At 37.0% G+C, this 25,851-nt stretch carries 24 protein-coding genes and 1 pseudogene; 5 read left to right on the top strand and 20 right to left on the bottom strand.

Features of this window, described 5'->3' with window-relative positions; genetic code table 11:
* Positions 1-72: 72 nt before the first annotated feature.
* From QW060_RS20755 to QW060_RS20730, 6 genes and pseudogenes are all read right to left on the bottom strand, one after another.
* Positions 73-3,184 (bottom strand): annotated as a pseudogene (locus tag QW060_RS20755) (efflux RND transporter permease subunit).
* A gap of 21 nt (positions 3,185-3,205) precedes the next feature.
* Positions 3,206-3,814, bottom strand: coding sequence for a hypothetical protein (locus QW060_RS20750; RefSeq protein WP_024567738.1), 609 nt, complete (start codon positions 3,812-3,814; stop codon positions 3,206-3,208).
* 11 nt (positions 3,815-3,825) lie between these two features.
* Positions 3,826-4,260, bottom strand: coding sequence for a HupE/UreJ family protein (locus QW060_RS20745; RefSeq protein WP_290365066.1), 435 nt, complete (start codon positions 4,258-4,260; stop codon positions 3,826-3,828).
* A 140-nt stretch (positions 4,261-4,400) separates the two neighbouring features.
* Positions 4,401-5,258: a hypothetical protein gene (locus tag QW060_RS20740; RefSeq protein WP_290361816.1), complete on the bottom strand. Its 858-nt coding sequence runs from the start codon at positions 5,256-5,258 to the stop codon at positions 4,401-4,403.
* A gap of 103 nt (positions 5,259-5,361) precedes the next feature.
* Positions 5,362-6,270 carry a carboxypeptidase-like regulatory domain-containing protein gene (locus QW060_RS20735; protein WP_290361817.1) on the bottom strand — a complete coding sequence of 303 codons (909 nt, stop codon included), beginning with the start codon at positions 6,268-6,270 and terminating at the stop codon, positions 5,362-5,364.
* A gap of 91 nt (positions 6,271-6,361) precedes the next feature.
* Positions 6,362-7,012: a hypothetical protein gene (locus tag QW060_RS20730; protein ID WP_290361818.1), complete on the bottom strand. Its 651-nt coding sequence runs from the start codon at positions 7,010-7,012 to the stop codon at positions 6,362-6,364.
* A gap of 310 nt (positions 7,013-7,322) precedes the next feature.
* Between QW060_RS20730 and QW060_RS20725 the strand changes: the two genes are divergently transcribed.
* Positions 7,323-7,853 (top strand): YceI family protein, encoded by a 531-nt coding sequence (locus tag QW060_RS20725; RefSeq protein ID WP_290361819.1) that lies wholly within the window; start codon positions 7,323-7,325, stop codon positions 7,851-7,853.
* A gap of 78 nt (positions 7,854-7,931) precedes the next feature.
* On the opposite strand, the gene QW060_RS20720 is transcribed toward QW060_RS20725, so the two are convergent.
* The 6 genes from QW060_RS20720 to udk all read right to left on the bottom strand — a co-directional run bounded on the left by QW060_RS20720 (position 7,932) and on the right by udk (position 14,864).
* Entirely contained in the window at positions 7,932-9,800 is a 1,869-nt protein-coding gene (locus tag QW060_RS20720) for a M56 family metallopeptidase (protein ID WP_290361820.1), read from the bottom strand.
* A 3-nt stretch (positions 9,801-9,803) separates the two neighbouring features.
* Entirely contained in the window at positions 9,804-10,172 is a 369-nt protein-coding gene (locus QW060_RS20715) for a BlaI/MecI/CopY family transcriptional regulator (protein WP_290361821.1), read from the bottom strand.
* A gap of 200 nt (positions 10,173-10,372) precedes the next feature.
* Positions 10,373-12,505, bottom strand: a complete 2,133-nt coding sequence (gene scpA, locus QW060_RS20710; protein ID WP_290364656.1) for a methylmalonyl-CoA mutase — start codon at positions 12,503-12,505, stop codon at positions 10,373-10,375.
* A 2-nt stretch (positions 12,506-12,507) separates the two neighbouring features.
* On the bottom strand, positions 12,508-13,887 hold the full coding sequence (locus QW060_RS20705) for a methylmalonyl-CoA mutase subunit beta (protein WP_290361822.1): 1,380 nt from the start codon (positions 13,885-13,887) through the stop codon (positions 12,508-12,510).
* A gap of 12 nt (positions 13,888-13,899) precedes the next feature.
* Positions 13,900-14,250 (bottom strand): FtsB family cell division protein, encoded by a 351-nt coding sequence (locus QW060_RS20700; RefSeq protein ID WP_290361823.1) that lies wholly within the window; start codon positions 14,248-14,250, stop codon positions 13,900-13,902.
* Complete coding sequence (udk, locus tag QW060_RS20695; protein ID WP_290361824.1) at positions 14,247-14,864, bottom strand: uridine kinase; 618 nt, start codon at positions 14,862-14,864, stop codon at positions 14,247-14,249. The genes QW060_RS20700 and udk overlap by 4 nt, the downstream gene beginning before the upstream one ends.
* Positions 14,865-15,081: 217 nt before the next feature.
* Between udk and QW060_RS20690 the strand changes: the two genes are divergently transcribed.
* Entirely contained in the window at positions 15,082-20,184 is a 5,103-nt protein-coding gene (locus QW060_RS20690; RefSeq protein WP_290365065.1) for a DUF11 domain-containing protein, read from the top strand.
* Positions 20,185-20,356: 172 nt separating this feature from the next.
* Here QW060_RS20690 and QW060_RS20685 read toward each other — a convergent pair whose 3' ends face one another.
* From QW060_RS20685 to QW060_RS20675, 3 genes are read right to left on the bottom strand one after another with little or no spacing between them, the layout of a single operon-like run.
* Positions 20,357-20,536, bottom strand: coding sequence for a hypothetical protein (locus QW060_RS20685; RefSeq protein ID WP_290363149.1), 180 nt, complete (start codon positions 20,534-20,536; stop codon positions 20,357-20,359).
* Between the two features lie 3 nt (positions 20,537-20,539).
* On the bottom strand, positions 20,540-20,932 hold the full coding sequence (locus tag QW060_RS20680; protein WP_290365064.1) for a hypothetical protein: 393 nt from the start codon (positions 20,930-20,932) through the stop codon (positions 20,540-20,542).
* 10 nt (positions 20,933-20,942) lie between these two features.
* Positions 20,943-21,077 carry a hypothetical protein gene (locus QW060_RS20675; protein ID WP_290365063.1) on the bottom strand — a complete coding sequence of 45 codons (135 nt, stop codon included), beginning with the start codon at positions 21,075-21,077 and terminating at the stop codon, positions 20,943-20,945.
* Between the two features lie 529 nt (positions 21,078-21,606).
* Here QW060_RS20675 and QW060_RS20670 point away from each other — a divergent pair.
* Positions 21,607-21,774, top strand: coding sequence for a hypothetical protein (locus QW060_RS20670; RefSeq protein WP_290363151.1), 168 nt, complete (start codon positions 21,607-21,609; stop codon positions 21,772-21,774).
* Positions 21,775-21,977: 203 nt separating this feature from the next.
* Here QW060_RS20670 and QW060_RS20665 read toward each other — a convergent pair whose 3' ends face one another.
* Genes QW060_RS20665 through QW060_RS20650 form a run of 4 tightly spaced genes read right to left on the bottom strand, consistent with a single transcriptional unit; the run spans position 21,978 to position 24,103 of the window.
* Positions 21,978-22,160, bottom strand: a complete 183-nt coding sequence (locus QW060_RS20665; protein ID WP_290365062.1) for a hypothetical protein — start codon at positions 22,158-22,160, stop codon at positions 21,978-21,980.
* A complete protein-coding gene (avs1c, locus tag QW060_RS20660) occupies positions 22,136-22,462 on the bottom strand; it encodes an AVAST type 1 anti-phage system protein Avs1c (RefSeq protein ID WP_290365061.1) in 327 nt (108 codons plus the stop codon). The genes QW060_RS20665 and avs1c (QW060_RS20660) overlap by 25 nt, the downstream gene beginning before the upstream one ends.
* Positions 22,449-22,694, bottom strand: a complete 246-nt coding sequence (gene avs1c / locus QW060_RS20655; RefSeq protein ID WP_290363154.1) for an AVAST type 1 anti-phage system protein Avs1c — start codon at positions 22,692-22,694, stop codon at positions 22,449-22,451. The genes avs1c (QW060_RS20660) and avs1c (QW060_RS20655) overlap by 14 nt, the downstream gene beginning before the upstream one ends.
* Positions 22,691-24,103, bottom strand: coding sequence for a hypothetical protein (locus QW060_RS20650; RefSeq protein ID WP_290365060.1), 1,413 nt, complete (start codon positions 24,101-24,103; stop codon positions 22,691-22,693). The genes avs1c (QW060_RS20655) and QW060_RS20650 overlap by 4 nt, the downstream gene beginning before the upstream one ends.
* Positions 24,104-24,184: 81 nt before the next feature.
* Here QW060_RS20650 and QW060_RS20645 point away from each other — a divergent pair, with 81 nt between their 5' ends.
* The gene (locus QW060_RS20645) at positions 24,185-24,316 is read left to right on the top strand and encodes a hypothetical protein (protein WP_290365059.1); all 132 of its coding nucleotides are present in this window, start codon (positions 24,185-24,187) and stop codon (positions 24,314-24,316) included.
* On the opposite strand, the gene QW060_RS20640 is transcribed toward QW060_RS20645, so the two are convergent.
* Complete coding sequence (locus QW060_RS20640; RefSeq protein WP_290365058.1) at positions 24,292-25,059, bottom strand: hypothetical protein; 768 nt, start codon at positions 25,057-25,059, stop codon at positions 24,292-24,294. The genes QW060_RS20645 and QW060_RS20640 overlap by 25 nt on opposite strands.
* Before the next feature lie 112 nt (positions 25,060-25,171).
* On the opposite strand from QW060_RS20640, the gene QW060_RS20635 reads away from it, so the two are divergent.
* On the top strand, positions 25,172-25,414 hold the full coding sequence (locus QW060_RS20635) for a hypothetical protein (RefSeq protein WP_290363156.1): 243 nt from the start codon (positions 25,172-25,174) through the stop codon (positions 25,412-25,414).
* Positions 25,415-25,851: the final 437 nt, after the last annotated feature.

The following is a 25,851-nucleotide window of genomic DNA, read 5'->3' as shown; positions in this document are numbered from 1 at the left end:
GAAACAGAAAAATCCCAATAGCAATATGGCGGTAGGTAAAGGCTTTGTTTTTACGCATTTTGAAAGATGAATTTAGTGAAGTAGAATATACAGTACCGGCAGCACTACAAGGGTTAAAGCGGTTGCCGTTATCAGCCCTCCAATAACTACCGTAGCCAACGGGCGTTGTACTTCTGCACCTGATGAGCTGGACAAAGCCATTGGTAAAAAGCCTAAAGAGGCTACGGCGGCTGTCATCAATACAGGTCTTAACCTTACCCGAGTGCCAATACGCACCCTTTCGTAAATATCTTCTACACCGTCTTTTGCCAATCGGTTAAATTCCGCTATCAATACAATCCCGTTCAGAACCGCAACCCCAAACAACGCAATAAAACCTACACCTGCAGAAATACTGAAAGGCATATCCCTGATAAGTAGAGCAAATACACCGCCTATTGCAGACAATGGAATAGCTGTGAATATTAATAAGCCCTGCTTTACCGAACGGAATGTAAAGTATAAAAAGCAATAGGATGAGCAATAGTGCGACAGGCAAAGCTACTGCCAGCCTTGCGTTGGCTTCTTCGAGATTTTTAAATTGCCCGCCATAGGTGATATAATAGCCTGATGGCATCTTAACCTTAGCATTCACAATATCCTGAATATCGTTTACGATGCTTTTTACATCTCGGTTTCTTACGTTGAAACCAAGTGTAATCCGTCTTTTTCGCATTATCTCGCTGTATTTGTACCGGACCGGGTTTGTAAGCAATATTCGCCACCTCGCTTAAAGGGATTTGCTGACCTGTGGGCGTACTTACAAATAGATTTTGAACATCTGTAATGTCTGCTCTTGAAGCATTATCCAATCGTACTACCAAATCAAAACGTCTTTCTCCCTCGTACACCAAACCTGCTGCTTTACCGGCAAAGCCTGTTTCGATGGCACTGTTCACGTCCTCAACGTTCATTCCGTATTGGGCTATCTTATCTCGGTCAAACTGTATGCTGATTTGTGGTAAACCCGTAATTTCTTCCACATACAAATCTTCTACACCCTCAACATTTCTTATTTTCCGACCTACATCTGAAGCAAGGTCAGAAAGCACATCTAAATCTTCACCGTATATTTTTAAAACCACATCCTGCTTAGCACCGGTAAGCAATTCGTTAAAACGCATCTGTATGGGTTGCTGGAAACTGAATGTTGCATTGGGGATTACAGATAGAGATTGTTGCATTTTTTCAATCAGTTCTTCTCTGTCGCCTGCACTTGTCCATTCTTTTTTAGGCTTTAGCTTAACAACCATATCTCCCGCTTCAATAGGCATTGGGTCTGTCGGAATTTCACCCGAACCTATTTTGTTTACTACCTGTTCTACTTCGGGATAGTTCTTCAATAAAATGGTTTGTGCTTTTTGGGAAACGTCTATCATTTGGGTGATGGAGCTTCCCACGGGAACCCTTGTTTCCACTGCAAAATCGCCCTCGTCCAACTGCGGGATAAATTCACCGCCCATTCTGTTGAATGTGATAAGTGTGATGATGAACAATACCACTGCAACCGATACTACCAAAAGTTTTCGCTTCATCGCACCATTAATGATAGGTGTATAAACTTTCTGTATGGCTTTCATCATCCTGTCCGAAAAGTTTTCTTTGTGCGTTGTCTTTTTACTCAACACCAATGCAGACATCATCGGAACGTAAGTGAACGATAACAGGAATGCGCCTAAAATGGCAAAAGAAACTGTTTGTGCCATTGGTCCAAACATTTTACCCTCAAACGCCTACCAATGCTAATAAAGGCAGGTACACGATTAAGATAATAATCTCGCCAAATGCTGCTGCGGAACGTATCTTACGGGACGACTGATAAACTTCTTCGTCCATTTGGTCTTGTGTCAGTTTAGCCACGCCACCGTACCGTTCCTTGCTACCTGTAATCCTATGCAACACCGCCTCAACTATAATGACCGTTCCGTCAACGATTATCCCGAAGTCAATTGCCCCCAAGCTCATCAGGTTTCCTGAAACTCCAAAAACCCGCATCATTGCTATTGCAAACAACATTGCCAGTGGAATTACAGAAGCCACTACCAATCCGCCTCGCAGGTTTCCTAAGAAAAGTATCAATACAAAAATTACAATTAATGCCCCTTCAATAAGGTTGGTTGAAACGGTTGAAATAGCTCCGTCCACCAATTTTTTACGGTCGAGGAAAGGCTCTATTTCTACACCTTCGGGTAAACCTTTCTGAATTTCCGCAATCTTTTCTTTTACATTGGTAATAACCTCCGATGAGTTAGCTCCTTTCAACATCATAACGATACCTGTAACGGTTTCGCCCTCACCGTTACGTGTGGCTGCTCCGTATCTTGGACCGTTGCCAAAACGAACTTCGGCTACATCTCTTAACAAAACGGGTACGCCTCCCTCGGTTTTTATAACAATTTTTTTGATTTCCTCAATGTTCTTTACCAAGCCTTCGCTTCGGATAAAGAAAGCATTCGGACCTTTATCAATATATGCACCTCCCGTATTTTGGTTGTTTTTTTCCAGTGCTGTGAAAATATCGGAGATATTAATGTTCTGGCTGGCAAGCCTGTCAGGTTCAATGGCGATTTCGTATTGCTTTACAAACCCTCCGAAGCCACTTACTTCCGCCACGCCGGGCGTACCTAATAGCTGCCGTTTAATAATCCAGTCCTGAATGGTTCTTAACTCTGTGGCATCGTACTTATCTTCATAGCCTTTTTTGGGATGGATAACGTATTGGTAGATTTCGCCCAAACCGGTGGTTACAGGAGCCATTTCAGGCGTACCCACCCCTTCGGGGATATTTTTTAGCTGCAATAGTCAGCCTTTCCTGTACCTGTTGCCTGCCCCAATAGATGTCTACCTTTTCTTCAAATACAATGGTAACAATAGAAAGCCCAAAACGGGAAAAGGAACGCATATCCTTTATACCCGGAATGCTGACCATTGTCTGCTCCACGGGAAAGGTTACGAGCTGTTCCACTTCCTGCGCCGCCAGTGTAGGCGATACAGTAATGACCATCACCTGATTATCCGTGATGTCAGGTGTGGCATCAATAGGAAGTTTGGTAAGCGAATAGGAACCCCAGCAAATTAATGCCAGGGTAAATAATCCTATTACCAACTTATTCTTGATTGAAAAATGAATGATGTTATTTAACATATCATAATGTTATTAGAATATTTATTGTTTAAGAAGATACTGTCCTTTCATTTTGATTTTAACAGTAATGTTCTCATTGGAATTGTTTTTGAAATACCAGCCCTGCGGACCTTCAAACGGAGCGACTAAAGAGCCGACCATATTATTGGAATAGGCAATAGTATAGCTTTCAAAGTAGTTGCTGTTGTTCTTTACTTCGCCGTGAAAGTCAAAGTATAGCTCACCTTTATCGGTAATCCATTCATATTTCATCTGACCGTATTTCAACATATTTACTTTGTATTCCAATCCTTCGCCTGCCGGAATAACCACGCTTACCTCGTCTGTACGTTCTGCCAGTTGAGTGGCTGGTGGCGGGTTATCTGCCGCCGCTGGTTTGGCAACATCTGCCGGAGAGCCAACATTTTCCAGTTTTAGTATCTTGTGCGGTCCCGAAGCCAACGCTTCCGTACCTGCATCACCAACATACAGCTTGCTAAAGCCTGTTGCCTTGCCAATACCCAAAGGGTCTATCCCGTATTCAGCCGGGAGTACGGCACTTACCAAGAGTACCGCTCCAATAACCAAAGCAATAATGACCTGCTTTACAATGGATTTCTTATCTAAGATTTGATGTGCTATTTCTGCCATTTTGATATTTGTTAAGAGTTAAAATAACCGACTAACTGATAGCCGAATAATAAAAAGCCTGCTGCCATCAGCAACATATTTGTAACTGTTGAGAATTTTAGAAAACTCGGTGACCTTCTCCAATTAGTGATGATAAACAATACAAGGGCTAAGGCTATGAACTGACCTATCTCTACACCGATATTGAAGCCAAGCAGGTTGGTCAATAAGCCGGTTCGGTCAAAGCTCAATTCCTGTAACTTACTGGCTAAACCAAACCCGTGAAAAAGTCCAAAGATTAAGACTGCCGCTTTGGTATTGGGCTGACGTCCTAAAAACCTTTGAAAGCCTCCTAAATTATCGAAGCCTTTATACACGATAGACAATGCAATAATGGCATCAATCAGATAGGCATTGATTGCCATATCTGCCAATACACCCAGCAATAGGGTAATACTGTGACCAATGGAATAAAAAATATAATTACAGAAATTGAGATGTTTTTTTAAAATGAAAAAGGGACATGATTTAATTTTTTGAAAATTAGGAAAATATTGAGAACTATATAGTTCTCAATATCCTGTTTGCTCTATCTTAAAATGTATTTTTATTTTACCATTTTCAACTCGAAATAGATGTCCTGATTTAAGTGAGCTGTTTTCTGTGTTTTAGAAAGATAATTATTTGTAACTGTTTTACTTTCTTTTAGAAGATGTTTTGTTGTAAGTACACCTATTACATTTTTCATATTGGGGTTTTCTGAATTTTCTGGTATAAGTTCTATGCCTATAGTTAAAGTATCATCAGGTATCAAGGTTACCGTATTTTTAAATTCAATATCGAGTTTGGTATATAACTGAGCATCTTTTTCAAAATAAATAATTTTATTGGGCAGCATATTATCACTTAGATTTTCAGAGTTAATGATTAATATAGGCCTTACCTTTTTATTAAATAAGAAATCTTTACCCACTTCATTAGTGATAACAAAAAATCGAATCCCATTAAATTTTGTTACTGTTTCGATTTTATAGGAGGAAATGATATGGGAACCTTCAAAAATTCCAAAATATTCTGTCTCAAATGTCTTTTTTGTTTTTTTGTTGATTTTTTGCCACTTACTTTTTTCATTATTGTGGACTGAAATGATAATTTCTTCTAAAATTTCAGTACTGGGTTCTAATATAATGGACAAATTTTCTGATTGATTCTGTAGCGGAATTTTTTTTGGAAGGTAACCATTACATTCAATTCTTAAGGTATCACTTTCAGAATTTGAGTTGATGGTTAATTTTCCTTCTTTATTGCCATATTTAATGATATTACTGTTTTTGATATAGGTATATGGAAATGCTACCGGATTTGCTTCGGAAGTGATACTGATATCATATTTTTTTTGAGAATACGATACAGAATTAAAAATAAAGGAAAAAATAAGGAGCAATTTCAGGTTTTTAAAATTCATAGTTTTAATACGGTTTAATAAGAGAGATAGATGTTTTTTTATTGAGTTATAAAAGTTTTTAGCATTGTAGTTGTGTTTAATAAAAAGCAACATAAGACTTTTTTTAATCTTCGAGGATTTTTAACTCAAAATATAAATCTTTTGAATTTATGGTTCTATTAAAATCATTGTTGTGATATGCCTCATTGAAGAAATTAAAATATATAGCTGTTTCTAAATCGGTAGACGAAATTTCTTTGATACAGGCCACCATAATATTATTATTGTTATTAAGATCTCTGTCATGTTTTTTTATATCATTTCGAATCAATTCCATACCGACATAAAATTCTTCTCCTTTTTTTATTTTGATAAGATGGTCAAATTCAAATTCTGTTCTGTAATCAATTTTACTTAAAGAGGTTTCAACATTTACCGGGATTCGAAATGTTTTTATTTCATTATCAATAAGAGAATTTGAATTGTTTATTGAATTTTTGAAAATCAATGGGCGTATTTTTTTTGTTTTATGGCTCGCATTAGCGTTTTTTAAAATAAAGGCAATGCCATTAAAGGTAAGATCTTTTGGTGCTTTATACTTTGTTAGTATTACATTTCCTTCAAATAGGTTAAAGTTATCTTTCCAAAGGTGAGGTTTAGGTTTTTTGAAAAAACTTTTCCAACGTGAATTGATTTTATAAATGACCATTTCATCAAGCAACGTACTGTTTTTTTTCAATTCAATAATAAGAGGATGGTTTAGATTTTTTACGAGTACCGTTTTTTCTTCATAACCTATACAATTGATGGTTAGCCTTTCTACTGCGGTCAGATTTGTGATCTCAAAATTGCCTAAAGAATCCGTATAGACGGGTTGCTTCATCTTCGTATGTAGTACCAGCGCATAAGCTACTGCTTCTCCTTCAGACTGTACGTTTCCTTTTAGGGTAGTTTGTGTGTAACTGTTTATTTGAAAAATAAAAAATATAATTACAGGAACTGAGATATTTTTTTGAAATGTAAAAGAAGGCATGATTTATATTTTTTGAAAATTAGAAAAATATTGAGAGTTATATAACTCTCAATATCATGTTTACTCAATGTTAAAAAGGTATTTTCCTTTATCATTTACAAGGATAAACGCCATCTGGAGCCCATCCCGTTGAATGGATCACTGAGCCTAAAAAGTACGTGTTTCTTATTGAGTAATCTGCACAGTAACCAGGGCTTCCTTCAACAGGAACACCAATTCTATGAAAAGTACACGAACCCCATACCTTTTTCCAAAAACCACAGCCTTTGGCAGCAGTAACTTTTTGGGGGGTAAACTTAATAAAATCGAACTTTTGGGTGGTTTTATAGTCTTCATTTTTTGTAAGGTTGCTAAAGATTTCTTGTTTGTCTGTGTTTGCATCATATACCGTTAATACATCTTTTTCTCTGTTGACATCTGCAAAAAATAAAAACACATCTGTTTTTATTTGTTTTACAACATACCCTCTTGCGCGTGCCTCATTATTAACTTTTACTTCTGTGATTGTAACGCCCTGTTTTGTATCCGGGTCAATAACATCAACTGATTTTCCAAAACTGAGATTACTTTGGTAAAAGGCTTTGGCATAAAGGTAACCTTCATCAGATGTTTTGCCGGCAAAATTGCTTGTTTCTTTGTTTTCATCAGAGACTATGGCTTCATCATTTGTACACGCTATTAATCCTATTGTCATCATTATAAGGCTTATGAATAGGAGACAGTGAAATTGAATTTTTTTCATAATTAATTAATTTTTAAATGTTTATAAAAGTGTTTTTTGTTAGCTAACATAACGAAACTATATAAAATAATTCTCCTTAAACGTTATAAAAAAGTTAAAAAAATACATTATATTGTTTTTTAAAACTATTATTTGTATAATAATATAAATTTTTTAGTTTGTTTTTTTAGCGAATATTAGCAAGTTGGGATTTGATTTTTTTGATTTCGATTGATTGATTATAAAGATGACGTTTTTTGAAGAGGAAATTAATCCAGAACATGTTTGAGCTATTGACAAGTTTGTATATTTGATATAAAAAGTATCCTGTATGACACAAACAATATGGCACATAGATAAAGAACACTCTGATGTTCAGTTTAAAATAAAACATCTTGTAATTTCAAATGTTACAGGTGTTTTTAAGGAGTTTTCGGGAGTGATGATGACTTCAGATCATGATTTTGATGGTGCACAGGTAGAATTTGGTATTGAGGTAAAAAGCATTGATACCAATCAACCGGTTAGAGATGAGCACTTAAGAAGTTCTGATTTCTTCGAAGCAGACGTGTACCCCAAGATTGAGTTTGTTACGACTTCTTTCAAAAGGAGAGAAGAAGCTATTTTTGAGATCATCGGAAATCTTACCATGAAAGGGATTACCAAAGAAACGGTATTTCAGGCGCTGTATGGAGGAAAGGTTACAACAGCTGAAGGCATTGAAAAAGCGGGGTTTGAAATCACCGGAATCGTAGACCGAAAGGAATTTGGAATTACCTTTAATGCGCTTACAGAGACCGGAGGTCTGATGCTTGGAGAGAAAATCCATGTCACTGCTAATATTCAAATGAATAAGCAATAAAAAAGAGCTGATATTATCAGCTCTTTTTTGTAACTAATTGGAATAATAATATATAAAAGTAATCGTATCGGGGTGCGGTTAAGCATTGTTTAAAAGTGCTTTTTCTCTTCTCTCTAAAGCTTTTTCTCTTAATTTCTGCATTTTTTCGCTCTCTTTTTCTATATGTTTTGTTCTTTTTTCAATTGATTCTTCAATCTTTTTGGCAATAACTTCTATTCTTTTTTGTTCTTTTTCTGAATATTTTTCCGCTATTTTTTGTGCTATTGCGATCTGTTTTTCACTCAGTACAATTTGTTTCTGAGCAAAAGCGGAGGCTTTTTCCTGTAGTGCCTGTATGCGCAGCGATTCGGCATTGAGCATTTCTTTTCTTGTGTATTCAATTTGCTTTTGCAGCCGAACTGAAGCTTGTTCTGCCTTTACAGATGCATTGTTCCGTTTGGTTGTAATTCTGATTGTTCCTCTGCTGTCTTGTGCATTATTTTCTACTTCGTTATTACGGTTTATTTCGATAAGTTGAATTTCATCGGGTAAAATCTTGCTTAGCTCATCTTTAGAAACTTTTTTTCCGTCAATAAAATAAACGGGCTGATCAGACTGAATAAAAACGGTTTCTCCATCAGTAATTTCAACAACAGCAGTCGCTGCAGTAGTTGCAGGATCGGTATTTTTTAAAAGCACGATCTCGTTTTTAGGTTCTTTTTCTGATGTGATAACAAAAGTAGAGGCTTTTTTGGAGGCTTGATTTTGTGTTTGCCAACTGATTCCGTCTGTCTGTTCATTTAGCAATAAATCGTATTTTTTGTTGCCTTTATTTTCAACACTTAATGCCAGAGAAGTAAAAGGTGTTTTCTTTCCAAAACTTCGGGTATAGTTTTCCTTGCCATTTTTCACATGGATATCAAAAGAAACAACCTGATTATTCTTGCGTTGAATGTTAGAAAAACGGGCATTAATTTTATACATTTTTTTCAGCACGTCTTCCATTTTTTTAAAGTCTTCTTTTTCATGACCCGGATAGAGATAAAAGGTCATAACGGAGCGCTTGTCAGAAGTAACTTTTGATGCTTCGACCAGGCGTATTTGTGCCACTGTTTTTATCTGAAATGAGATAAAAAACAAGGCAATAAAAGGAAGTGCCAGTGTAAATTTTAATTTTTTCATATTTTTTGATTTTTGAGTGTTAAGCATAATGATACGTTTTTTTACCTCTATGGCATTAAATGAAGTCGCCAGTTTGTTATTGGTGACGGCAAGTGTGGTAAGCAGTGTTTTTTGATAGGTATAAGAATGCGTTTCTTTAGTGACCTCAGCATCTACGAGATATTCCAGATTTAGCCGTATGCTTTTCTTCATGAAAATAATTGCCGGATTTATCCAGAAAAAACAGTGAAGAATTTCCATAAAAAGAATGTCGAAACTATGACCTTGTTTTACATGTACTTTTTCATGAATTATAATGGTGTAAATATCTTTCATTTCCTGATATTGGGCAGGCAGAATAATCCATTTTATAAACGAGAACGCATTGTTGATTTGGCGGTTATATAAAACGCCCCTAATTGAAGTGTCTCTTTTACTATAAACAATAATACGGGTAAGCTTGTATAGGGCTTTAATAAAACGAAATAACATCCATAAAAGTCCGATGATATAAAAAGCCAACAGAACGTTTTCTACAGTAAACAAATGTTCAATTTCTTCCTTTACGATGCCTTGTGTTGTATTGTTCACAAGCTTTTGTTCGGTATCTGTTGTCTGTTGATGAATAATTTCTACTGTTTTATATGTATATATAATAGGTAGTATCAGTGAAATAATTATTCCTCCGATAAAATAATACCGAATAAGCTTAAAAAAAGTTTCTTTTTTCAAAAAAATCAGGTAGAATACAGTAAAGAAAATCAATAGTAGATTTACTTTGAAGACATACATCAATATATTTTCCATCATTTATTTCTTTGGTTTGCTTTTTTCAATAATGGCCATAATTTCGTCGTAATCACTTTGAGTGATAGATTCATCTTTTACAAAATAGCTTACAAGATCAGAAACAGAATTATCAAAATACTTTATTATGGAGTCTTTTACATACACACTTCTATACGCTTCTTTTGTGATAACAGGAAAGTACTGATGCGATTTTCCATAAGCACGATGTCCTACAAAACCTTTATCTTCAAGAATTCGTACAATTGTTGATAGGGTGTTATAATGAGGTTTTGGGGCCTCTGTCGCTTCCAGTATATCGTTAATAAATGCATTTTCCAGTTTCCATAAAATCTGCATGATTTCTTCTTCTTTGTTTGTCAGCTTTTCCATATTAGTTTTTTTATAATTCAAATATATAACTAATTTTTTAGTTTCAAAACTAATTATATAGTTATAACACTAATTTTTTAGTTTTATTGTGTAACTATAATTTTATCATGTGATTGAATAGTTTTTTGTATTACAGGTGTTATATTATTGAATACAGATTAATGAACAATAAAAAAGAGCTGTCAACTGACAGCTCTTTTTTATTGTTCATCTCCAATGAGAATTTCTAAAATGCTGATTGCCGCATCGCTGATACGGGTACCCGGTCCGAAAACGGCTACGGCTCCTACATCAAACAAAAATTGGTAATCTTGTGCAGGGATTACACCTCCCACAATAATCATGATATCTTCACGACCGTACTTTTTTAGTTCTTCAATTACCTGAGGCACCAATGTTTTGTGTCCGGCAGCAAGAGATGAAACTCCTAAAACATGCACGTCGTTTTCTACAGCTTGTTTCGCAGCTTCTTCAGGAGTTTGAAACAGAGGACCGATATCTACATCAAATCCGACATCTGCATATCCTGTTGCAACAACTTTTGCTCCGCGGTCATGACCGTCTTGTCCCATTTTGGCAATCATAATACGCGGACGTCTTCCTTCCATTTTGGCAAACTTATCTGCCAGTTCCTGTGCTTTTTTAAAGCTGCTGTCTTCTTTTATTTCTTTGCTGTACACACCGCTAAAAGATTTAATTTGTGCTTTATACCTTCCGTAAATAGCTTCGAGAGCATCACTTATTTCTCCTAAGGTAGCCCTTAGTTCAGCCGCTTCAATAGCCAGAGCCAGAAGATTTCCTTCTCCGGATTTTGCTGCGTTGGTCAGATTTTCTAAAGCCACTCTTACTTTTTCAGTATCGCGGGTTGCTTTAATATGGTTGAGACGTTCGATTTGTTGCTTGCGAACGATTTGATTGTCTACTTCTAAAATTTGTAAGGGATCTTCCTTTTCCAACCGGTATTTGTTGACCCCTACAATAATGTCCTGCCCGCTGTCTATACGGGCCTGTTTTCTTGCAGCAGCTTCTTCGATGCGCAATTTTGGAATACCCGCTTCAATAGCTTTGGTCATTCCGCCAAGTTCTTCTACTTCTTCAATCAGTTTCCATGCTTTTTCAGCAATTTCAGCAGTTAAGGATTCTACATAATAGCTTCCTGCCCATGGATCTACTGTTTTACATATTTTGGTTTCTTCCTGTAAGAATATTTGTGTATTACGTGCAATACGTGCAGAGAAGTCAGTAGGTAAGGCGATAGCTTCATCCAATGCATTGGTATGCAGAGACTGAGTACCTCCGAAAGCAGCAGCGGCTGCTTCAATAGCCGTACGTGCTACATTATTAAAAGGATCTTGTTCGGTAAGGCTCCATCCTGAAGTCTGGCAGTGTGTTCGCAAAGCCAGAGATTTATCAGATTCCGGTTGAAACTGCTTCAATAATTTTGCCCAGATCATGCGTCCGGCACGCATTTTAGCAATTTCCATAAAATGGTTCATTCCTATAGCCCAGAAAAAAGAAAGACGTGGTGCGAATTCATCAACTTTCATTCCTGCTGCAAGTCCCGTACGGATATATTCAAGACCGTCAGCCAATGTATAAGCAAGTTCAATATCAGCAGTGGCACCAGCTTCCTGCATATGATATCCTGAAATAGAAATCGAGTTAAACTTAGGCATGTTTTTACTCGTGTATTCAAAGATATCTGCAATAATTTTCATAGAAGGTGTAGGTGGGTAAATATAGGTATTACGCACCATAAACTCTTTGAGAATATCATTCTGAATGGTTCCGGAAAGCAACTTTTCACTTACGCCCTGTTCTTTTGCCGCTACAATATAAAACGCCATAATCGGTAAAACAGCACCGTTCATGGTCATCGAAACCGACATTTCGTCTAAAGGAATCTGGTCAAAAAGAACCTTCATATCTTCAACACTGTCAATGGCAACTCCGGCTTTCCCGACATCGCCCATTACGCGTTCGTGATCAGAATCATAACCGCGGTGTGTAGCGAGATCAAAAGCTACAGAAAGACCTTTCTGTCCTGCCGCCAGATTTCTTCTATAAAAGGCATTACTTTCTTCAGCGGTAGAAAATCCAGCATATTGGCGTATCGTCCATGGACGTCTTACATACATAGTAGCATACGGACCTCGCAGGTTCGGCGCGAAGCCTGCGGCAAAGCCGATCTGTTCCAGAGATGCTATGTCTTCTGGTTGGTAAGTTTCTTTTACTTCAATACCTTCTGCAGTGGTAAAGGTAGACTGCTGAGAAGGATTACTGTTGCCTGCTCCGGTTGGCAGTTGCAAATGTTGAATGTCTTTTCTCATCAGTTTTATTTTACAGTAGGATTTTTTTCTTCTTCTAAACGTTTCTCTTCAATATTCTCAGACAGACGTTTCTCAATAATTGGTTTTATAAGTGTTTTTCTGGCATTTTTCTTCACAAATGGATACAGTTCCAGATCATGAGCCATCCGGTCGTTCGGATTCGGAAATTTATTGGTTCCGAGTAACACTTCCTTTCCTGTGTTAAAAAGTTCCTGTTCTTTTTCTGCGCTTTCGTTAATTTTTCTCTGAATGGTTCCTTCAATCAATTGTGTAATGAAGCCTCCGTTTTTTTCAATATCTTTAAAAAGAACCAATGCTTTTTCTGCGAGTTGTGCCGTAAGGCTCTCAATATAATAAGCTCCGTCAGCAGGATTATTTACCTTGTCAAAATAGCTTTCATTTTTTAGAATAAGCAATTGGTTTCTTGAGATACGGTCACCAAATTCATTTGTTTTATGATACAGCGCATCGTAACTCATGTTTTCAACAGCATCAGCTCCACCAATAATAGCACTCATACATTCAGTAGTGGTTCGCAGCATGTTTACATTGTAATCATACAGTGTTTTATTTCGTCTGGTTGGTGTCGCCTGAATATGAATTTTTATATCCTTATGGTATTCTTTAGTAAGAAGATCTGTCAGAAGGCGAAGGGCCCGTAATTTGGCAATCTCAAAAAAATAATTGGTGCCTACAGCTGTTTTGATTAAAATGGTACCTGCATAGTTGGGAATCCGATTCAGATATTCATTTAGATGCGCCATTGTGTAAGCGAGCTGTTGCGTTATATTCGCTCCCGCATTCTGATACAGCTGTGCGTTGATGCTTACTAAATTGATGTTTTTATAATGAGAAATACTTGTATTTAATAACGAAAAATCGGTATTCAAATCTTTAAACCAATTTCCTTCATGAGCTAGTTGATGTATGGGATCGACTACAACAAAAATTTCAAAAGAAGATTTTGAAGCTTCTTCATTTATTTTTTTGATAAAAGATTCTGAAAAGAAAGGCAATTCTATATACAACACCAGTTTTTCTGCTTTAATACCAGCCAGCAATTGTTGTATATCTATAGTGTCATCTGCGATCGTCAACCGAAGGCTTTCAGCTCCTCGTGTAAGGCTGTTTTGAATGGTGTCAATTGATTTTTCAACATTCTTTACAAATATGTGCTGAAGAATGCTGAATTGAGTTACAGAAGTTTGTATCGGCAGGCTCAGATGATCTGAATCTGCATGATAGAATGGTTTTACTTTTATGCCTTCGAGGCTTTCCCAAATGAGCGTTTCATTATAGTCTGCACCTTTTAGTTCGTATTGAATTTGATTTTTCCATTCTTTTGAACTTACCTTTTCAAATTCATTAAATAAATGCTCACTCATAGATACTATTATTTATTTTGTAGATTCGTCTGATGCGGCATCATTGCCATTATCCATCTCAATAATATAGATGTCTTCATTGTCCCGCTTCATATAATATTTTTCCCGGGCATATTTCTCTACTTCCTCCATTTTATGGAGTTTATTGATGTATACCTCGTCTTTATGAATTTCTTCCTGATAATAGGCTTTATTGTCTTCGAGTTTGTTGATCTCTTTGTCTATTTCCCGTTGATCAAATAAAGAATAAGTGTCAAAAAATACCAGCCATATCACAAAAAACAAGGTAACCAATACAAACCGGTTAGTCAACCATTTTAGTAAAGGATATTGTGTAATTAATGCTGCTATTTTTCGTTTCATTGGTCTACAGTTATTTTTTCATTAATAACAGATCTCACAATATCAATTGCCACTGTATTATAAGTATCATTTGGGATGATAATATCTGCAAATGCTTTTGATGGTTCTATAAATTGTTCATGCATTGGTTTCAAAGTAGTCTGGTATCTGGATAATACCTCTTCCATATCTCTGCCTCTTTCTGCAATATCTCTTTTTAAACGGCGAATCAGCCGCTCATCAGAATCAGCATGAACAAATATTTTTATATCAAATAAATTTCTCAATTCAGGATTGGAAAGAATTAGAATTCCTTCAATAATCATCACTTTTCTTGGATGCGTTAGTATATAATCATCTGTTCTGTTGTGATGTACAAACGAATAGACCGGCTGATGAATGCTTTTATTGTTTTTAAGCTCTTTGAGATGTTGTGTCAATAATTCAAAATCGATCGCTCTCGGATGATCAAAATTAATCAACGCTCTTTCTTCAAAACTCAAATGATCATTGGTTTTGTAATAAGCGTCCTGAGAAATAATACCTACTTCGTTTTCAGGCAGTTCTCTCATAATCTGATGTACAACAGTTGTTTTTCCGCTACCTGTTCCTCCAGCGATTCCTATCACTAACATAGTTCTAAATATTTTTACAAAAATAGAAATATTTAAGTAATGTTGGGGGAGTAATATTTTTAAATTATCTGTATAAAAACGCATAATTTTTTAAAAGTAATTGTTAAAAGTTTTCTTATCTCAAAAAAAAAATTAACTTTATGCGATTTTAATTAAATAATTTGATTGTAGGTATATGTTCAAAACTATTTTTAATAAAATAATACTACTACTTTGTTTGTTATTTTTTACTGCATCGGGGTACTCCCAATATTCTCAAAAACATTATATCGCACCCGCTCCATGGCAATATTGGAGTACTGCAAATGAAATTGTTATCTCTACGGCTTCTCCGGGACAGATAGAAGTTACTCTTGAAAAGAGTGACGGAACTTTTATTACCAATCTTACAGTAACAGCCAATATTCCTATTTCTTACAGGTTTTTAGGCGTTGCGGCCAACTTGCAAAGAAATGCTGTTAATACCTTATATAATGATCGCGGACTGATTGTTACAGCAACGGCTCCTGTCATTGTAAATATGCGAAACATTGCTTCGGATGCCATAGGACTTACCAATGCTACTATAAAGGGGAATGCTTCTCTTGTAAGTTTTGGTGATGAAGGAATTGGAACAGAGTTTCGGGTAGGGTATTATCGTTCCAGTTTTACCGGTTTAAATACCTCACAGCCCATTTATTCGGTAATGGCGATTGAAGACGGAACAGAAGTAATAGTTGATGGTGGAGCTCCAATTGCATTAAATGCAGGTCAAAGTCAATTGTTTACAGCTCCTTTAGGCTCTTTGATGACTGCGAATAAACCTGTTGTTGCCAATGTTGGTAGTTATGGAGATACTCCTCAGGCTTGTGGAGGAAACGGAGAGGATGGAACGTTCGATCAAATGGCTCCAAATAACGTCTTAGGAAATCAATTTCTCGTAGTAAGAGGAAGTGGAGCTGCCGGAACGGGTGCAAATCATCCTGAGCAGAGTACAATAGTTGCCACTCAGCCGGGAACACTTGTAAATGTTAAAAATTATGATGCAGCTGGTGTTTTACTCAACTCTACGGATTATGAATTACTGTTGGCAGGAAATTTTCAGACTTTTCATCACGGAGATGCTACCAATCAGTATTCCTCTTCTTTGATTGTTTCTAATAATCCGATTACAGTATATTCAGGTACTGCAGTTGCCTGTGAAACAGATGTTTCTACAGTACTGCCTATTGGTGGTTGTGCCGGAGCATCTGATGTGCGAACCCGAAAGTTCATTAGCTTCAACAATACCGATTTACCTTATTTCGGATATACGATCATTGAATCGGCTACAGAGCCCGTTTTTATAAACGGATTGAATATTGAAACAGTAACGGGGATACCGCGTACTGCAATTGGTACTTCCGGTTTTTACATGATTCGTTTTAATAATATTAATATAGGAAATCCGGTTGAAATCATTCTTACTTCCAATGCCCGACTAACAACGAGTCTCGTACAGCAGGGAGAAGGGTTTTCCATGTCCGGATTTTTCTCTGCATTTAGTGACAGCCCTGCGCAACCACTAGCTCCAAATGAACAGGATGGCTGTGGTATTGAATTGTCAACAACAACAGGTTTGGAACCCTATCAATGGTATCTAAACGGTAATCCAATCGATGGAGCTAACCAAAGTACTTATATCGCTTTGGAGACAGGAAACTATTCGGTTCGCGGTACAAGAGAATGCGGACTTACTGCTATTTCATCTCCATTATTTGTTGAAGTTGTTCCATGTACAGATCTTGCGATTCAAAAAGAAGTTGAACAAAATAACAGCGGCGTATTCTTTCAGATTACCGTTTCTAATATTGGCGGATTCGAAGATCCTAATGTGTTGGTAACAGATGTATTGCCTACCGGTTATACTTTTGTCACTGCTACTCCGAGCCAAGGTACGTATGATCCGATCTCAGGTGTATGGACGGTTGGTGCTCTTGCTCCTGATGCCTCTGCTACCTTAACAATTGAAGTTTTCATCAATGTTACTGGTGACTATTTAAATACCGCAAGTGTTAAGGGAGATAATGTAGATTTGAATCAGGATAATAATGTCGATACAGCTATTATTACCGATTTGGAAGAATTGGCACCTTTACAAAATCTGGCAATATGTGCAGATCAGCCAAATTCATTTGACCTGACTGTTCAGTCGGCTATTGTATATTATGGTCAGTTAGGTTACCTGGTTACGTACCATCATTCTCTAAACGAGGCCAACTCGAATACAGGAGCGATTCAGGAACCTGAATTATCCAATTATCAGGCAACAGATGGTGAAACCATTTGGGTGCGTGTTTCTCAGGAAGATAATATCTCTATTTACGCCACTACCTCTTTCCGTTTGTTTATCCATCCACTACCGGTAGCGAATACCAATCGCCTGCCTATGTATGGTTGTGAGATCAACGGTTCCGGATTTGCTAACTTTAATTTAGCGCTAAATCAGTCTAATATCATCGGCACGGCTACAGGTATTAACCTGAGCTATTATCAGACCGAGGCAGAAGCGGAAAACGGAGGACCTTCTCTTCCATTGAACTATACAGGACCTCAGGGTACTTTATATGTGAGAGTAGAATATGCAGCTACAGGATGTTTTATAGTTGTAGAACAGCAATTACTCATCAGAAATACACCAATTGCGAATCCTGTTGGACCTGTTACGTATTGTGATCCTAACAATGATGGTTTTGGTATTTTCAACCTTGAAGCCTTAAAAATCCAGATAGCAGGTAATCCTATTCCAGCGGGTATCCAGGTAAGTTTCCATGAGACACTTAGCGATGCTCAAAACAACGTATTACCGATCAATCAGGTGGTGAACTATGTAAACATCACACCAAATGCACAAACCATCTATGCAAGAGTAGGGTATATCAACTCTTCCTGTTCGAGTATTGTTCCGGTAACTCTCATAGTAAACCCAACACCAGATGTTATAGGTAATTTAGAATATGCGATTTGTGACGACAACAACGACGGACTGGCTGTTTTTGATCTTACAAGTCAGGCAGGAGTTATTCTGAACGGATTGAATCCGGCAGATTATACCCTGAGCTATCATACCACTTTCGACAATGCGACTTTTGACGTATTTCCAATCAGTAACCCAACAGCTTTCTCTAACCTTACTTCAGAAACTGTTTATGTACGTGTAGAAAACAATACAACGGGATGTTTCCGTGTGGTAACGCTTCATTTAGTAGTGAATGCGAAACCGGTTGTCCCTAATCCGGTACCTACTTACCAGTTGTGTGATGATAACCATGATGGTTTTATGATCTTCAACCTGGCGAGCCGAATACCTGCGATCACCAATAACCAAAGCAACCTCCTGGTTACGTTCCACTATACAGCAGCAGATGCACAGAATGATGTTGCCCCTCTGCCAATGAACTACCAGAATGCGGTACAAAACGTACAGACATTACATGTTCGTGTAGAAGATGCACGTACGGGATGCTTCACCCTAACCACAATGGACATCCGTGTAAGTCCGGCCCCTGTTCTTCATATTCCTGCAGCTCCAATTGCAGTTTGTGCTTCCGGTCAAGGAGGTTTCGGAACCATTGATTTAACCTCTTATGCTGCTTTATTGCTGCAGGGAGAAAACTATACGCTTACGTTCTTTGAAACCGAGAGCAACGCTTTGAACAACCAGGCTCCTATTCAGAATCCTGCACAGTACAACAACCTTCAGGCGAACAATCCTGTGGTATGGGTACGTGCTACAAACCCTGTAACGAACTGTTTTTCAGTATATGCTCTTGCGTTCAAATTAGAGATAGCGCCTATTATGCCATTGACACTTCCAAACTATGTATCGTGTGATACGGTAGGGGATTTATTTGATGGGCTAACGAGTTTTGATCTTACCCAGCAAAGTGCAGCGATCATCGCTTTCCAGCCACAGCCTGGTAACTATACGGTTCGTTATTACACCAGCCTTGCATCTGCTACGGCAGGTACGGGATGGATTGCAGATCCTACTGCCTTTGTCAATACCACTAATCCACAAACGATCTGGGTTCGTATCGACAATGCGAATGTCTTATCAGGCGGTTGTTTTGCATTAGGCAGCTTTACCATAGAAGGAAAAACGGCATTGCCATTAGGTACGCCTACACCAATTGTATCGTGTAACGAAGCCTTGCCAAATGATTTCCAAACGGTATTTGACCTTACCATCCGTGAATTACAGATCTTACAGGGAGAGGTTTTTGAAGCGGTAGTTACCTACCACTTAACAGAAACAGAAGCGCGTTCCGGTTCTAATGCGATCGGTAACCCTACAGCATATACCAATACCTCTGCTACACAAACGATCTGGGTTTCTGTTATCAACCAATACGGATGTAGAAGTGTAGTACCGCTTACCCTTCGTGTGCTTCCTTTACCGGAGCCGAACATGACCCCTGCACCTTTAACAGAGTGTGAGATAGAAGACGGAGAAGCAGAATTTAACCTTAGAGATGCAGAAGCAGATATCAGTAACTTTGATAACAACCTAAGCTACGAATACTATTTAACCTTTGGAGATGCCCAATTGGGTAACACAGCTGCAGCGTTAACATTGGAAGAAGCGGAAGCCTTTACCAGTGCGAGTACAACCGTTTATGTACGTGTTTCTACCAAAACCGGAATTCCAAGTGAAAGCTGTTCAGTAGTAGTACCATTAGACTTGATCGTAATTCCTACTCCTGCAGTAGGACCTATGACACCTTTGTTTGTTTGTATCGAGAATGCTCCTGAATACTATAAATTCAATCTGCACGATAAAGACGCTCAGGCGTTGGCGGGACAGGATGCTTCCTTATTCAGTGTACGTTATTACCTTACTGAAGAAGATGCTACGGATGCAATCAATCCATTGCCTTATCTGTATACGAACGTTACCCCAACCGAACAAACGATTTGGGTACGAGTAGAGAATATCGAACACGGATGTTTTGCTATCGCTTCTTTCAACCTTAAAATAGAAGAAGCTGTAAAAGCCTTTACTCCAACTGATGTTACTTTCTGTGATGTTGACGGTGTAAACGACGGATTAACGGTAGTGGATCTAACCGTTATGAGTGCAGATATCATCGGTACTCAACCTGTAACAGGCTTACAGGTACGTTACTATGCCTCTGTACAAAACTATCAGATGGGTATTGTGATCGGTACGCCGACCGCTTACCAGACGGTGAGCAACCCTCAGACGATCATTGCCGAAGTATACAACAATGATTCGAATGAACTGTGTACTGCTATTTCTTCACGACTAAGCTGTGCAAGTAGCTTTTCCTTTTTTTGATATAATTCTTCCTCTTTTATGACGACAGCCATTGAGGTATCTTCACACTTATAAAGAAGTTGTACACCCTCTTCTACTGTTTTAAACTTCGTCAACAACAGGTTTTCGGTAAGCCAATCCGTAAAATCCATTTGTTCACCTCCTTCCCATGGTGGATTTGTCTCGTATGAATTTACCTTATCAAAAACTCGTCTCGTGTTGCTATAGATACTCTATATTCGTCAGAAGTATAATAATTTACTGGCTCTTCCATCAGATCGCGGAATTGCTGTACCCGATCGGTTGCTTGCTCCTGTGCTTTTGTACCTAAATCAAAAAGCAATAAGCCTAATAATACGACTGTTTTTTTCATTTTCTAAGGATTACTATGTTTGATCTGTGCGGTGGTATCGGAATTACGAATAATGCTTTCAGAGAATTCCTTTCGTTCTTGACTTTTATTGTAAGCTTCATTCACAATATAACGGGAAAGTACAGGAAAAAAAACTTCGTACATTTCCTCTTTACTAAGGTCACTAACTATAGAGTCCAGTTTACTAAATAATATCCTCATTTTGTAAGATACAGCATCCGCCTGCTGTCCACATCGGTAAAGCATCATTACTCCTTCTTCCGCAGAAGAAAACTTAGTTACGCCTAAGTTTTCTGTAAGCCAATCTCCTAAATCCATTTGTTCACCACCACCTAATGGGGGTTTTGTAACAGTCAAATTAATCATATCATAAAAAGTATCATAACACTCATTCATAGATATAAATTCATCCGAAGCAAAAAAACGCAACTGATTCGTCTACAAAGTCCTGAAATATTGCAACGTTATCTTTTTCTGCTTCCTGTGCAAAAGTTCCTAAGCCAAAAAGCAATAGTCCTAATAATACAATTGTTTTTTTCATAATTCAAGGTTTTTAGTTTTACTATTTTTTTAAGTTATCCACTTATATTATTTTTTAGTTATAGAATTTTATAGATCTCTAAAATTTATTATAGCAAGGGATACTAAAATTTTATGATATCAGTGATCTCACAAAACCCGGTTCAAATATTTTTGTTATCTAAAAATCTACCGTAGTCAGCTGCATGTGTGGTAGTGGTCTGCAGTCTGTTACCCGTCTAAGTCTTGTGGTAGGTTATTCTCAAAGTAAAGTATAATAATTTAAAGAAACAAATTATTTTCAGTGAAAAAATTAAATATTTAAAAAATATTGTTTTGAAAATCAAATGTTTAAACATTCAGTTTTATTTCTTTAAACATAATAAACATAGTATCTGATAAACTTTCTTCATTTTTTCATATCATTAATGAACTGCTTAAAATGGAGGAAAATTGCTCTAAATCTATATAAGGAAAACTATAAAAAAGTTTTATTTTAAAAAAAATCGAGAATAATAAAAAAAAAACGGAACAAAGTAGATTTCTCTATCTTGTTCCGTAAAGTGATCCCGCTGGTACAGAACTCGAACTCTTTTTTGGAAGATTTAAGGCGATTAAATCAGTTGAAAGACAGTCCATATCAATACGACTCAGAGGAATATGAGCATAAACCTACACAGCCGAAGAATACGAAGCAAGGTAGGAGATTAAAAACATAAAGGCTGATTTGCAAATTTCTTTTTGACGTCGTGCCGTATAGCAAACAAATTCCTTCGTATCTATAATATTAGAGTTTATTTATTAATATAGCCTCGTGCGATGATTAGGCGGATAGATGGAATTGCTATTATAAAAGACAGCCTTTTTCAAAGCGCATAAAAAACTTTTGGATAATAATTAGGTAGTATTTCATTTGTAAACATTAATCACTCATCCATTTTTTCATGTTTGCTTGTAATCGTGCTTGCTCATTTATCGTCAAAAAATTCAGCCGGCGATTAGGGTGATTTTTTATGTTTTTTATATGCGGATACGTGGCCCATAAAAAATTTCTAAATAAATCATCGTCACCGCTTTCCGTTATTCGGTAGGTATCCTCTGCCAATAGAAAAAGATTGTGTTCAAATTCTCTTCTCGTTTTAGGCGGAGACATACCATACTTATTCTTCTCCATTTTTCTTTTGTTTTAAATTCCTTTTGATAACTCATTTGTGTCACCATATTTGCCATGAGTCGTGCCATTTCATCAACTGTATGAAGGTTTACCCTTTGATTAGGAGCATATCTTGCATTCATCATTCCTTTAATTGATCTTATACTAGATTTAGTAAGGTGTATCTGTCCTTTTTCTGCCCTTTCTTTAAGCAAATGCATATTATGTTCAAACTCCTTTCTACTGTTTGGCATCTTTTCTGTTTTTAAATTCTGGTCTGTCGAAATTTGCTAGTGAATTAGCTAATAGCCGTGTCGATTCATCAATAGTTAAAAAGTTTGTACGCCTATTTGGCAATTGTTTTGCCTTCAACAAGCTATTGAGTATCCTCCGACTAGGCGGCAATTGAAATGTCTTCCTTTCGATGCTTTCAGCAAGGATGTCAATATGCCGTTCAAATTCTTTTCTATTGCTCGGCGTAATCATCTTATTATTTCCTTTTGTTCAAACACATCAATGTATCTGAATTTGTATCCAAATGATATTTGCCAAATCAGTTTATACCCGGATTTCAGCGTTTCTATTCTATCTTTTGTTACGGTGGTATAATAGCCTGTTTTTTCAGCAACCCCCTGTTCTCTATTATCCCAATTTCTTCCTTTACGCCAATATACAGATTTAGTATTGTCTTTTAGATTTGGAATTAGAGTGCCTAGAGTTGCAGTCATTACAGCCGGTACCAGCTCACTTCCGGTAACATTACTTGCATATTCACTCTTAATAAATAACGGAATTACATCTTCTTCTTTCTCAGAAACAATACCAGGATAAGCATTCGCAGGAAAAGTCGGCCAAGGATAAGAGTGGCGTTTTACAGAGAATTTTGCTACTGGGATCAGGTAGGCCGTGAGCTCTATTTTTTCTTTAGAGCTTCGGCGAGATTCCGAGTGTTCTGTAGCATAGTAATTCAACGGAAGCTCATTGTTAACTAATAATTTGTCAAAAGCAATATTACCGGTTTCAAAAAAATCTTTTACAGCGTTTTCAAAACTTTCATTATTGCTATTAAACTGAGGTGTTAATTTGTTTTCCGGGAAAGTTGGTTGATAAAACCGTAATATATTAGCAACTTTCTCTCTGTCACTGAGTGTAGTGCAAGAGCACACAGCAACATTTAAAGCGTATCTCAAAAGAACATCAAAATCCGAAACAAGGGAGATGTCGTTATGATCATTGAAACTCCGATCAATATATTCACTTACTTTTTGAGTATCCTCAATAGATAGTGGGGTCAATGCTTTTACCTGTCCCACCAATATCTCAGCAAACTGTTTGGTTAAAATATTTAACTCGTTAAGCTCATATAAGGGGTCGCTTAACGGTTCCAAATATTCTTCTTCAAACACTATTTCACCTTTTCTTTTATTAGATACAGCAAAAGTTTGCTCAAACTTTGCAATCAACTCATCTAGGTCGGTAATGCCACTATTTTTAAGCTCGATAAGAGATGTAAGAATGGCCTCCCTTACCATAAAGTGATTAAGCTTCAATAGTTCTTGTTCCTTTTCTTCAAAAGCAGTTTTCAGATTTTCGGCAAAACCATCAGGATTTACATTTGAGAGCTGATGAATAATTGCAGCGGAAAGTTCCTGTGAAATGCTATAGCCGCCACTAAGTATTTCCTTAACGAGTGCTCGCAAAATAATACCTGGATTAATGGAACCGAGCCAAACCAAGATTTCAATAACTCGATTTTTTACAACTAACGAAGGATGATTTAAAAACCAAATAAGGAACTTTAGTAAATGATCATCTTGTTCATCGGTATTTACTTTATCGGCTCCTTTATTCAGCCACTCATACCGGTCATAAAAATGCTGGTCAGTTCTCACCATCAAATTAATATGCTCCAGGACAGTTTCTAAAATCAACTGCTTTTCTTGCTCGTCATTTATATTCCGAAGCAATGAAATAATTTGGTTGGCAATGACCCATTCTTCAAAATAAGGCTCATTAATAATCAGTTGTTTTATGTCTTTAATAAATTCTTCAGAGTTATTATACGTTTCAGCAAAAAGATTTCTTATGTCATTAATTTATTGGAATAGTTAAATGACCATATTCCATATTTTTCATTTTGAACTTTTTGCAATGCGTCGATTATCACTTTTCTTGCACCGCTTTTATTTTCTATATCAATCTTCTTTTGTGCCTCGTCTTTTGCAATAATTAGTTCGTCAAGAGGATCTTTTTCTTCTCGTTTAGGAGTTGAAGGTTTTCTTTCTTCTTCAGTTTCTTCTTCAGTTTCTTCTTTTGAGGGTTGAGTCGGTTGCATTTCAACCGCTTCTAAATACGGTTTCAATTTCTCAAAATTTGAAGTGCTCAATTCGCTAAACAATTCCCGTAAATACTCATATCGAAATTCATCGCTTATTTCAGTAACCAGAAACCGAGCCAGACGCTTAAATATTATGTCTAACTTTTCTGTATCATTGTTTTCCAAATGGTTCAAAATACCTGCCTGAATCTTTGCATAACCGCTAATGTATCTATCATCCCCAAGCATAAACAATTCGCTAAGTCCCCAAACGATAGGAGAACCTGAATCTTTAATATTCCGCAACATGTCCATTACACCACTCTGCTCTTCAATTGTCCTGGCCCCCAATATATATCCTTCGCCTTTGTAAGGCATATCAACCGTCCCAGACTCAGCATTAGCAATAATGGTTTGATGATCCGGAAGCAACAAATGTTTAAAGTATTCTATTGACTTGTTTAAAAACCCGACTTTGGCCAAATCGCCGACAAACTCTTCCTGCTGCTGTTTCACATATCGTTGGAATGTCATCTCGCCGGATGCATTATGAAGATGCGCTGCGAACTTCTGGAGGTAGGAAAGATTACCATCTTTAGGAACAATATTTGAAACAGCAGTATTTATTATTCCCAATTGAGCTTCTTTGTACCATGATGGTCCCATTGAGGTATCAATCATTTCCTTAAATGCTTTTCTAGCCTTATCCTCATTCTTTAGGAGTGCATATAATTCAACTAATCTCAACAAGTATTCATTTCTTTCCCATCTATTTTCTACAGTGTTTACAATATGGCCTTCTAATACTTTTGCTACTTTGAAAGCAGACACTTCATGTTTGGCTTCCTTAGCTAATTCCCTGGCAATAACAAATAAGCTATCTGTATAACCTTCGGTGTATAACCCAAGCTGATATGGCTTCTTATTGACTATTTGCTCAACAAAAGCGGGAATATAATCTGGGAAAGCATCTATCAATAAATGAATCAGGTTTTTGTAGATGACCGGGTAAATAGATTCAGGAAGGGCATAGCTTCTCTTCCAACTCATCCTATCTCTTAAGTCCGGAATTAATTTTTCAATTAGCGCGGTTAGTTTACTCTGAAGCTGTTTGATCTCTTCATTCCTGCCATCAATTTTATAACGCTTTACTTTTCCTGCCAGGAAGCATAAATGCTTAAAAACAGATTTTATACTTTCTTCCCAATTGGATAAGTACCCATATTCTGATAGTTCCGGATATTGGTCTACAGTATCAAAATACCCAAGACATTCTGCATTGAGTGTAAACCGATGTATGGATTGATGATTTAAATCAACGCCATT

Source organism: Paenimyroides ceti, assembly GCF_030409925.1.
Note: the sequence above shows the minus strand (reverse complement) of the source record. Positions and strands in the feature narration are given on the sequence as shown.

Coding starts and splice junctions, on each gene's coding strand:
- QW060_RS20750 (WP_024567738.1), bottom strand. CDS start 3,814: ATGGCAGAAATAGCACATCAAATCTTAGATAAGAAATCCATTGTAAAG.
- QW060_RS20740 (WP_290361816.1), bottom strand. CDS start 5,258: ATGAATTTTAAAAACCTGAAATTGCTCCTTATTTTTTCCTTTATTTTT.
- QW060_RS20735 (WP_290361817.1), bottom strand. CDS start 6,270: ATGCCTTCTTTTACATTTCAAAAAAATATCTCAGTTCCTGTAATTATA.
- QW060_RS20730 (WP_290361818.1), bottom strand. CDS start 7,012: ATGAAAAAAATTCAATTTCACTGTCTCCTATTCATAAGCCTTATAATG.
- QW060_RS20725 (WP_290361819.1), top strand. CDS start 7,323: ATGACACAAACAATATGGCACATAGATAAAGAACACTCTGATGTTCAG.
- QW060_RS20720 (WP_290361820.1), bottom strand. CDS start 9,800: ATGGAAAATATATTGATGTATGTCTTCAAAGTAAATCTACTATTGATT.
- QW060_RS20715 (WP_290361821.1), bottom strand. CDS start 10,172: ATGGAAAAGCTGACAAACAAAGAAGAAGAAATCATGCAGATTTTATGG.
- QW060_RS20705 (WP_290361822.1), bottom strand. CDS start 13,887: ATGAGTGAGCATTTATTTAATGAATTTGAAAAGGTAAGTTCAAAAGAA.
- QW060_RS20700 (WP_290361823.1), bottom strand. CDS start 14,250: ATGAAACGAAAAATAGCAGCATTAATTACACAATATCCTTTACTAAAA.
- udk (WP_290361824.1), bottom strand. CDS start 14,864: ATGTTAGTGATAGGAATCGCTGGAGGAACAGGTAGCGGAAAAACAACT.
- QW060_RS20685 (WP_290363149.1), bottom strand. CDS start 20,536: ATGAAAAAAACAGTCGTATTATTAGGCTTATTGCTTTTTGATTTAGGT.
- QW060_RS20680 (WP_290365064.1), bottom strand. CDS start 20,932: ATGAATGAGTGTTATGATACTTTTTATGATATGATTAATTTGACTGTT.
- QW060_RS20675 (WP_290365063.1), bottom strand. CDS start 21,077: ATGAAAAAAACAATTGTATTATTAGGACTATTGCTTTTTGGCTTAGGA.
- avs1c (WP_290365061.1), bottom strand. CDS start 22,462: ATGCCAAACAGTAGAAAGGAGTTTGAACATAATATGCATTTGCTTAAA.
- avs1c (WP_290363154.1), bottom strand. CDS start 22,694: ATGATTACGCCGAGCAATAGAAAAGAATTTGAACGGCATATTGACATC.
- QW060_RS20650 (WP_290365060.1), bottom strand. CDS start 24,103: ATGGTGAGAACTGACCAGCATTTTTATGACCGGTATGAGTGGCTGAAT.
- QW060_RS20640 (WP_290365058.1), bottom strand. CDS start 25,059: ATGACATTCCAACGATATGTGAAACAGCAGCAGGAAGAGTTTGTCGGC.